The sequence below is a fragment of the Mesorhizobium sp. M7A.F.Ca.AU.002.02.1.1 genome, from assembly GCF_003998535.1.
Classification (GTDB): domain Bacteria; phylum Pseudomonadota; class Alphaproteobacteria; order Rhizobiales; family Rhizobiaceae; genus Mesorhizobium; species Mesorhizobium ciceri.
The window spans coordinates 1-6,655 of the sequence record NZ_RZPB01000319.1; the positions used below are offsets into that span (position 1 = coordinate 1).

At 62.8% G+C, this 6,655-nt stretch carries 9 protein-coding genes; 7 read left to right on the plus strand and 2 right to left on the minus strand.

Going from position 1 to position 6,655, the window contains the following annotated elements; all coding sequences use genetic code 11:
• On the plus strand, window positions 1-454 hold a 454-nt coding region (locus EN879_RS19500), incomplete at its 5' end, for an acyl-CoA dehydrogenase C-terminal domain-containing protein (RefSeq protein ID WP_206520967.1).
• Window positions 455-473: 19 nt separating this feature from the next.
• Window positions 474-1,226: a crotonase/enoyl-CoA hydratase family protein gene (locus EN879_RS19505; protein WP_127274186.1), complete on the plus strand. Its 753-nt coding sequence runs from the start codon at window positions 474-476 to the stop codon at window positions 1,224-1,226.
• A 9-nt stretch (window positions 1,227-1,235) separates the two neighbouring features.
• On the opposite strand, the gene pdxH is transcribed toward EN879_RS19505, so the two are convergent.
• Window positions 1,236-1,853: a pyridoxamine 5'-phosphate oxidase gene (gene pdxH / locus EN879_RS19510; RefSeq protein WP_127274187.1), complete on the minus strand. Its 618-nt coding sequence runs from the start codon at window positions 1,851-1,853 to the stop codon at window positions 1,236-1,238.
• 72 nt (window positions 1,854-1,925) lie between these two features.
• Between pdxH and EN879_RS19515 the strand changes: the two genes are divergently transcribed.
• From EN879_RS19515 to EN879_RS19530, 4 genes are all read left to right on the plus strand, one after another.
• A complete protein-coding gene (locus EN879_RS19515) occupies window positions 1,926-2,387 on the plus strand; it encodes an RT0821/Lpp0805 family surface protein (protein WP_013532805.1) in 462 nt (153 codons plus the stop codon).
• Window positions 2,388-2,487: 100 nt separating this feature from the next.
• Window positions 2,488-3,417 (plus strand): J domain-containing protein, encoded by a 930-nt coding sequence (locus tag EN879_RS19520; protein WP_063167665.1) that lies wholly within the window; start codon window positions 2,488-2,490, stop codon window positions 3,415-3,417.
• Between the two features lie 106 nt (window positions 3,418-3,523).
• Window positions 3,524-4,342 (plus strand): enoyl-ACP reductase FabI, encoded by an 819-nt coding sequence (gene fabI / locus EN879_RS19525; RefSeq protein WP_063167666.1) that lies wholly within the window; start codon window positions 3,524-3,526, stop codon window positions 4,340-4,342.
• Window positions 4,343-4,386: 44 nt separating this feature from the next.
• Window positions 4,387-4,974: a histidine phosphatase family protein gene (locus tag EN879_RS19530; protein WP_013532802.1), complete on the plus strand. Its 588-nt coding sequence runs from the start codon at window positions 4,387-4,389 to the stop codon at window positions 4,972-4,974.
• Between the two features lie 168 nt (window positions 4,975-5,142).
• Here EN879_RS19530 and EN879_RS19535 read toward each other — a convergent pair whose 3' ends face one another.
• The gene (locus tag EN879_RS19535; RefSeq protein ID WP_013532801.1) at window positions 5,143-5,403 is read right to left on the minus strand and encodes a DUF1344 domain-containing protein; all 261 of its coding nucleotides are present in this window, start codon (window positions 5,401-5,403) and stop codon (window positions 5,143-5,145) included.
• Between the two features lie 178 nt (window positions 5,404-5,581).
• Between EN879_RS19535 and aroC the strand changes: the two genes are divergently transcribed.
• Window positions 5,582-6,655, plus strand: a 1,074-nt coding sequence (aroC, locus tag EN879_RS19540) for a chorismate synthase (RefSeq protein WP_127274188.1), incomplete at its 3' end; no start/stop codon positions are given.

Sequence of the window (6,655 nt, forward strand, 5' to 3'; positions counted from 1 at the left end):
GATCTACGAGGGCACCAACGGCATTCAGGCGATCGATCTGGTGATGCGCAAGCTGCCGCTCGGCGGCGGCGACCATGTGCATGGTTATATCGCCGAACTGGCTGATATGGCCGCAGCGGTGCGGACCTCGAACCTGCAGGGTTTCGGCCGCACCGCCGACGCTCTCGACGCGGCACTTGGCGATCTCAGCGAAGCGACCCGCTTCCTGCAGAAACTGGCGGCCGAAGGCCGGGCGGACGAGGCGCTGGCGGGTGCGACGCCCTATCTCAGGCTGATCTCGCTTGCCGCCGGCGGCGCCTATCTGGCGCGCGGCGCTCTTGCCGACCAAGGCCGTATTCCCCTTTGCCGCTTCTTCGCCGAAAACCTGCTCGGCGAGGTCAGCGCTTTGCGGGCGCGCGTCATCGATGGCGCCGAAAGCCTCGCCGCTGCCGGAAAAACGCTGATTTCCGCCTGACGTTCACAAGGAAAGAACCGTGACAGACCATATCCTCGTCGAGCGCCAGGGCGCCATCCAGATCATCCGCATGAACCGGCCGGACAAGAAGAACGCGCTGACGCGCGCCATGTATGCGAAAATGTCAAAAAGCCTGGCAGAAGGCGACGCCGACCCGGAGATCCGCGTCCATGTCTTTCTCGGCGTGCCCGGCGCCTTCTCCTCAGGCAACGACCTTGCCGACTTCATGATCATCGCCACCGGTGGTGACGGCGGCACCGAAGTCTGGGACTTCCTGATGGCGCTGGCCAGGGTCGAAAAACCCATGGTCTCCGGCGTCGACGGCATCGCGGTCGGCATCGGCACGACGCTCAACCTGCATTGCGACCTGACCTTCGCCACGCCGCGCACCGTGTTCAGGACGCCTTTCGTCGACCTTGGCCTGGTGCCCGAGGCGGGGTCGAGCCTCTTGGCGCCGCGCATCCTCGGGCAGCAGGGTGCCTTCGCGCTGCTCGGCCTCGGCGAGGGCTTTTCGGCTGAACGGGCGAAGGCCGCCGGCCTGATCTACGAGGTGGTCGAGGAAGCAGCACTGGAGGCCTCGGTGCTGGCGGCCGCCGGCCAGATCGCGGCCAAGCCGCCGCAGGCGTTGAAGATCGCGCGCGACCTGATGCGCGGCTCGCGCGACGACCTCGTCGCCCGCATCGGCGAGGAAAGCGAGCATTTTCGCGAGCGCCTGAAGTCCGATGAGGGGCGCGCCGCGCTCACCGCGTTCATGACGAGAAAGAAGGCCTGAGCCTATTCTTCAGGGATAAAGCCTCGTCTTGTCCCAGGCGCCTTTCGCGTTGCGGCTGAAGACGAGCTGGTCGTGCAGGCGGAACGGCCTGTCGTGCCAGAACTCGATTGTCGTGGGCACGATTCGGAAGCCGGACCAGTGCTTTGGCCGCGGGATCTCGCCGATCGGGTAGCGTGCCGTGTATTCGGCCACTGCCTTCTCCAGCGCAAAGCGGCTTTCCAGCGGCCGCGATTGTTTCGAGGCCCATGCGCCGATGCGGCTGCCGCGCGGCCGTGTCGCATAGTAGGCGTCGGCTTCGGCGTCGCTGACGATCTCCACCGGTCCGCGAATGCGTACCTGGCGGCGCAGTGATTTCCAATGGAAACACATCGCCGCCTTCATGCTGCCAAGAATCTCCTGGCCCTTGGCGCTCTCGAAATTCGTGTAGAAGACAAACCCGCTTTCATCGAACCCCTTGAGCAAAACCATGCGCACATCCGGCATGCCGTCGGCATCGACGGTCGCCAGAGCCACGCCGTTGGGGTCGTTCGGCTCGCTTTTCGTGGCGTCGTCCAGCCATGCGGCAAACAGGCGAAACGGCTCGGCAGCCTCGGTAAAGTCACCGCTTGTTAACTCAGTGTCACTCATAGTTTTTCTCAAATTGTCACGAAGATTCTTACAAAGCCAAGATTCTTAACGAAGCAAGGGGGAGGCTGCCGATTGTCGCTTATCGCGCAAGCTTTTGACAGCAGGCAATGGAGCGTTATCGCTTCGGCCAGCGCGAAAGCCGCGATCGTGGCGGTCGCCTTGCCGCTTGCCGCTTGTGGCGCCGGCGGCTTCAGCCTGGAAAAAGCCGAAGTCGACCGCTCGATCCTGACCAGCAGCACATCGGCCTCGGCCGCGCCGGCCAGTCTGGATCGCGACTCCGACCAGACGACGATCGGCAATGCAGTCTCCTCGGCCGACATCGAGCAGCTCGGCGGGCAGGCCGTCCCATGGGCCAATGCCGGTACCGGCTCGCGCGGTTCCATCACCGATCTGGCGGAATTGAAGGACAACGGCCAGACCTGCCGCCGCTTCAAGGCCTCGCGCGAAAGCTTTGACGGCGTTGCCATGTTCGAAGGCGAACTGTGCCTGGCCAGCGCCGGCGGCTGGCGCATGCAGGACTTCAAGGCGCTCTGATTTTCCGCGTCTGATATGCGGCTCCAGCACTGGAATTTCTTCCTATGGGAGCGCATATAAGAGGCAACCAGAGACTCAACTCTTCTCCAGGGCAGTAAGCATGCGCGACCCCTATGAGGTGCTGGGCGTTGCCAGGAACGCATCGGCCAAAGACATAAAGTCGGCGTACCGGAAACTCGCCAAAAAGCATCATCCGGACCAGAATCCGAATGATCCAAAGGCGAAGGACCGTTTCGCCGCAGCCAACCAGGCCTACGAGATCGTCGGCGACGAAAAGAATCGCGCCGCTTTCGATCGCGGCGAGATCGACGCTGACGGCAAGCCGCGATTCCAGGGCTTTGAGGGCGCTGCCGGTGGCGGCGATCCGTTTGGCGGCTTTCGCCGGCAGCAAGGTCCGGGCGGCTCGCGGTTCGAATTCCGCTCCGGTCGACCCGGTGGCGATCCGTTCGACGGCAACAGCGACATCTTCAGCCAGATTTTTGGCGACACTTTTTCCGGCGCGCGCGGTCCCGGCATGGGCGATCGCCGCCAGCAGACGACCGCTGCCGATCTGAACGTGACGCTCGACGTCACCATCGAGGAAGCGGCGACCGCTGAAAAGGTGACGGCGATGTTCCCCGACGGCCGCAAGGTGGCGGTCAAGCTGCCGGCCTATGTCGAGGATGGCCAGACCATCCGCCTCAAGGGTCAAGGCGAGCAGGGGCCGGGCCAGCCAGGCGACGCGCTGGTCAAGATCCATCTGCGCCGGCATCCACGCTACCGCATCGAAGGCCGCGACCTGCACGCCGATCTGCCGGTGATGCTGGCGGATGCCGTGCTCGGCGCCAAGGTGCCTGTCGAGACGCCGACCGGCAGGCTCGCGGTCAACATTCCGGCCTGGTCGAGCTCCGACAAGGTCCTGCGGCTGAAGGGCAGAGGCCTGCCGGAAAAGGCCGGCGGTCACGGCGATCTCTACGCTCATGTGCGTATCATGCTGCCGGAAGGCGGTGACAGCGCGCTCGAAGCGCTGTTGCGCAGCCAAAAAGGCTGATCGGCGGCTTTTGTCCCCTGAACTGTCCGTTTTGAGCGCTTGAAGGGGCTCTGTGCCTGTGCGATAGGGCAACCCACAAAGCTGAAATCTTGCGGAGAGCGCTCACATGGCGGGTGGACAGGGCCTAATGGCCGGCAAGCGCGGCCTCATTCTTGGCGTCGCCAACAATAGGTCGATCGCTTATGGCATTGCCAAGGCCTGCGTCGATCATGGCGCCGAGATAGCGCTGACCTATCAGGGCGAGGCGTTCAAGAAGCGTGTCGAGCCGCTGGCGGCGGAACTGGGCGCCTTTGTCGCCGGCCATTGCGACGTCACCGATCCGGCGAGCCTGGATGAGGTTTTCGCCAATGTCGCCAGACATTGGGGCAAGCTTGATTTCCTCGTCCACGCCATTGCCTTCTCCGACAAGGATGAGCTGACTGGCCGCTATGTCGAGACGTCACGCGACAATTTCCTGCGCACAATGGACATTTCGGTCTATTCCTTCACCACCATCGCCAAGCGCGCCGAGGCGCTGATGACCGATGGCGGCTCACTGCTGACGCTGACCTACTACGGCGCCGAAAAGGTGATGCCGCACTACAACGTCATGGGTGTCGCCAAGGCGGCGCTCGAGGCCAGCGTGCGCTACCTGGCGGTCGATCTCGGCGCCAAGAAGATCCGCGTCAACGCCATTTCGGCCGGCCCGATCAAGACCCTTGCCGCTTCCGGCATCGGCGATTTCCGCTACATCCTGAAGTGGAACGAGTACAATTCGCCGCTGAAGCAGACGGTGACGCAGGAGGAAGTCGGCGATTCCGGCGTCTATTTCCTGTCCGATCTGTCGCGCGGCGTCACCGGTGAAGTGCACCACGTCGATTCGGGCTACCACGTCGTCGGCATGAAGGCGGTCGACGCGCCTGATATTTCGACGGTCAAGGACTAGCACCCCCCAACCGTCGTCCGTCCCGATCCGCACCGGAAGACCTGATGTACCCGCTGGTTTATATCGCGCGCCACGGCCAGACCGCGTGGAACGCCGAAATGCGGCTTCAGGGGCAGGCTGACACCGATCTCAATGCTCTTGGCCGCGAACAGGCGACCGGCAACGGGCTTCGGCTAGCTGCGTTGGTTCCAGATCCCTGGGAATTCGACTTCGTCGCCAGTCCGATGAAACGGACGCGCGAAACGATGCAGCGTATTCGCGCCGCGATGAAGCTGGATCCGGATGCCTATCGAACCGATCCGCGCCTCGTCGAGGTCAATTTCGGCGATTGGCAGGGATTTACCTTTCCCGAGCTGGAGACGCGGTATCCCGGAGCAAGCGGGACGCGTGCTCTGGACAAGTGGAACTTCCAGCCGCCCGGCGAAGGCGCCGAGAGCTATCAGATGCTGCTCGAACGGGTGAGGCCATGCTTCGACGCGATTGAACGCCAGACGATATGCGTGACCCATGGCGGCGTCATGCGCACCTTGTTTCGTTTCGTTCTGGGATTGGCCGAGGACGAGGCAGCGAACCTGGAAATACCGCAGGATCGCCTGCTCAAGCTCGAAGGCAAGAGTCTGGAGTGGCTTTGATGCATGTCGCCCAAAATTGGCCCCGGTTTTGGGAGAACGACATGCATAAAACAAAGACCTAAAGCGGGTCGCCTGAATCCGTTCAGACGCGACACGCTCTAGGCCATTTCGCAGGCGGCTCGGCGAAAGCTGAACCGCAAACGCTGCATTCAATTGAGGTTGGAAGCTCTAGTTGGCTGAGCTGTCCGGCAGTTCCATGTCGGTGATGACGTTTTCGCCATTGGTCACATCGTAGGCAATGACGATGTCCATGCCCGGCTTCAGCGCGTCGAGATCGGTCTCTGCGTTCAGCTTGTAGGACTTGCCGTCATCCAGCGTCAGCGTCGCCGTGTCCTTGTCGATCTTCTTGATCAGGCCTTCGGTCTGGCCGGCGAAAGCGGCGGTGGAAAGCAGCAGCGTGGCGGCAACGGCGCTAATCAGGGTACGCATAATCGTTCCTCTTTATCATTGCACCGGCATGGCGGCGGGCTGTTCAACAGCGGATGGAGCAGAGCAGAAACCAACCGAATGTGTCAAAACTAAATCCGCCAGATCACAGTTTGACCCCTGTGAAAAACGCCAATAGAACGCAATCTTCAGCCGGCTCCGATGCCGGGCAGGGTATTTCATGTCTCACAACACGTTCGGCCACCTTTTCCGCGTCACCACCTGGGGCGAAAGCCATGGCCCGTCGCTCGGCTGCGTGGTCGACGGCTGTCCGCCCGGCATCCGCTTTACGCGCGACGAGATCCAGGCCGAACTCGACAAGCGCCGGCCGGGACAGTCACGTTTCGTGACGCAGCGTCGCGAACCAGATGAAGTGAAGGTGCTGTCAGGTTTCATCCTCGACGAGGACGGCGAGACGATGATCACCACCGGCACGCCGGTGTCGATGCTGATCGAGAATGTCGACCAGCGTTCAAAGGATTATGGCGAGATCGCCCGCCAGTACCGGCCCGGCCATGCCGACTACACCTATGACGTCAAATACGGGGTGCGCGATTATCGTGGCGGCGGCCGCTCCTCGGCCCGCGAGACGGCAGCCAGAGTGGCGGCCGGTGCCTTGGCGCGCAAGGTGGTGCCCGGCGTGGTGGTGCGCGGTGCGCTGGTGTCGATGGGCGAGAAATCCATCGATCGCGCCAACTGGAACTGGAATTTCATCGGCGATGCGGAAAATCCGTTCTTCACCCCCGATCCGGCTTCCGTTCCTGTCTTCACGCAGTATCTCGACGGCATCCGCAAGGCGGGCTCCTCGGTCGGTGCGGTGATCGAGATCGTCGCCGACGGCGTTCCACCGGGCCTCGGCGCGCCGATCTATGCCAAGCTCGACCAGGACATCGCCTCCGGCCTGATGTCGATCAACGCGGTCAAGGGCGTCGAGATCGGCAACGGCTTCGAGGCCGCCCGCATCACCGGCGAGCAGAATGCCGACGAGATGCGCATCGGCAATGACGGCAAGCCGGTGTTCCTGTCCAACAATGCCGGCGGCATCCTCGGCGGCATCTCGACCGGCCAGGCAATCGTCGCCCGTTTCGCCGTCAAGCCGACCTCGTCGATCCTGACCCCGCGAAAGTCGATCGATAAGGACGGCAAGGACGTCGAGATCATGACCAAGGGCCGCCACGATCCATGCGTCGGCATCCGCGCCGTGCCGATCGGCGAGGCAATGGTTGCCTGTGCGATCGCCGATCATTATCTGCGG

Excerpts from the sequence above, each read along its gene's own strand:
- pdxH (WP_127274187.1), bottom strand. The coding sequence starts at position 1,853 with ATGAGTGACACTGAGTTAACAAGCGGTGACTTTACCGAGGCTGCCGAG.
- EN879_RS19520 (WP_063167665.1), top strand. The coding sequence starts at position 2,488 with ATGCGCGACCCCTATGAGGTGCTGGGCGTTGCCAGGAACGCATCGGCC.
- fabI (WP_063167666.1), top strand. The coding sequence starts at position 3,524 with ATGGCGGGTGGACAGGGCCTAATGGCCGGCAAGCGCGGCCTCATTCTT.
- EN879_RS19530 (WP_013532802.1), top strand. The coding sequence starts at position 4,387 with ATGTACCCGCTGGTTTATATCGCGCGCCACGGCCAGACCGCGTGGAAC.
- EN879_RS19535 (WP_013532801.1), bottom strand. The coding sequence starts at position 5,403 with ATGCGTACCCTGATTAGCGCCGTTGCCGCCACGCTGCTGCTTTCCACC.